1 rRNA gene is annotated in these 2,263 nt (G+C 49.4%); it reads left to right on the top strand.

The annotated features are described in order from the left end of the window. Positions 1-69: 69 nt before the first annotated feature. A 23S ribosomal RNA gene (locus tag FTT85_RS18280) occupies positions 70-2,263 on the top strand; the annotation flags it as partial.

Below are 2,263 nucleotides of genomic sequence, written 5' to 3'. Positions count from 1 at the left end.
TTCACGAAGCTCTAAACTGTAATGTTGGTTGATCTACTTGTAGGATCAAACGACTGTTTGGGGTTGTATAGTCAAGTAATTAAGTGCATGTGGTGGATGCCTTGGCAGTCAGAGGCGATGAAAGACGTAATAGCCTGCGATAAGCTCCGGGGAGGCGGCAAATATCCTGTGATCCGGAGATTTCTGAATGGGGGAACCCACCCGCTATAAGGCGGGTATCATAAACTGAATACATAGGTTTATGAGGCGAACGAGGGGAAGTGAAACATCTCAGTACCCTTAGGAAAAGAAATCAATTGAGATTCCCTCAGTAGCGGCGAGCGAACGGGGAAAAGCCCATTAAGTTATCTAAGCTTTAGTGGAACGCTCTGGGAAGTGCGACCATAGTAGGTGATAGTCCTGTACACGAAAGGGCTTAGATAATGATGTCGAGTAGGGCGAGGCACGTGAAACCTTGTCTGAATATGGGGGGACCATCCTCCAAGGCTAAATACTCCTGACTGACCGATAGTGAACCAGTACCGTGAGGGAAAGGCGAAAAGAACCCCTGTGAGGGGAGTGAAATAGATCCTGAAACCGCATGCATACAAGCAGTGGGAGCCAACTTGTTTGGTGACTGCGTACCTTTTGTATAATGGGTCAGCGACTTACATTCAGTAGCAAGGTTAACCGATTAGGGGAGCCGTAGAGAAATCGAGTCTTAATAGGGCGTTTAGTTGCTGGGTGTAGACCCGAAACCGGGTGATCTATCCATGAGCAGGTTGAAGGTTGGGTAACACTAACTGGAGGACCGAACCCACTGTCGTTGAAAAGCCAGGGGATGACTTGTGGATAGGGGTGAAAGGCTAATCAAACTCGGTGATAGCTGGTTCTCCCCGAAAGCTATTTAGGTAGCGCCTCGGACGAATACCATTGGGGGTAGAGCACTGTTTCGGCTAGGGGGTCATCCCGACTTACCAAACCGATGCAAACTCCGAATACCAATGAGTACTATCCGGGAGACAGACTGCGGGTGCTAACGTCCGTAGTCAAGAGGAAAACAATCCAGACCGCCAGCTAAGGCCCCAAAATTATAGTTAAGTGGGAAACGATGTGGGAAGGCATAGACAGCTAGGAGGTTGGCTTAGAAGCAGCCACCCTTTAAAGAAAGCGTAATAGCTCACTAGTCGAGTCGGCCTGCGCGGAAGATGTAACGGGGCTAAAACTATATGCCGAAGCTGCGGATTTACACATTAGTGTAAGTGGTAGGGGAGCGTTCTGTAAGCCGATGAAGGTGGATTGAGAAGTCTGCTGGAGGTATCAGAAGTGCGAATGCTGACGTGAGTAACGACAAAACGGGTGAAAAACCCGTTCGCTGAAAGACCAAGGGTTCCAGTCCAACGTTAATCGGGGCTGGGTGAGTCGACCCCTAAGGCGAGGCCGAGAGGCGTAGTCGATGGGAAATTGGTTAATATTCCAATACTTCAGTGTAATGCGATGAGAGGACGGAGAAGGTTAAGTCAGCCTGGCGTTGGTTGTCCAGGTGAAAGGATGTAGGCATGTATCTTAGGCAAATCCGGGGTACTCTATGCTGAGATCTGACAGCAAGCTGTACTTGTACAGTGAAGTGGCTGATACCATACTTCCAGGAAAAGTCTCTAAGCTTCAGTTACACTGGAATCGTACCCGAAACCGACACAGGTGGTCAGGTCGAGTAGACCAAAGCGCTTGAGAGAACTCTGCTGAAGGAACTAGGCAAAATGGTACCGTAACTTCGGGAGAAGGTACGCTGCTTTTGGTGATGGAACTTGCTTCCTGAGCTGAGAGCAGCCACAGAAACCAGGCCCCTGCAACTGTTTATTAAAAACATAGCACTCTGCAAACACGAAAGTGGACGTATAGGGTGTGATGCCTGCCCGGTGCTGGAAGGTTAATTGATGGGGTTAGCGTAAGCGAAGCTCTTGATCGAAGCCCCAGTAAACGGCGGCCGTAACTATAACGGTCCTAAGGTAGCGAAATTCCTTGTCGGGTAAGTTCCGACCTGCACGAATGGCATAATGATGGGGGCGCTGTCTCCAGCAGAGGCTCAGTGAAATCGAAATCGCCGTGAAGATGCGGTGTACCCGCGGCTAGACGGAAAGACCCCGTGAACCTTTACTGCAGCTTGACATTGAACTTTGATCTTACTTGTGTAGGATAGGTGGGAGGCTTTGAAACCGAGACGCTAGTTTCGGTGGAGCCAATCTTGAAATACCACCCTGGTAATATTGAGGTTCTAACTCTG

The organism is Acinetobacter sp. YH01020 (genome assembly GCF_013420275.1).
GTDB lineage: Bacteria > Pseudomonadota > Gammaproteobacteria > Pseudomonadales > Moraxellaceae > Acinetobacter > Acinetobacter amyesii.
The sequence above is the reverse complement of the archived record's forward strand: the minus strand, read 5'-3'. Positions and strand labels throughout refer to the sequence as shown.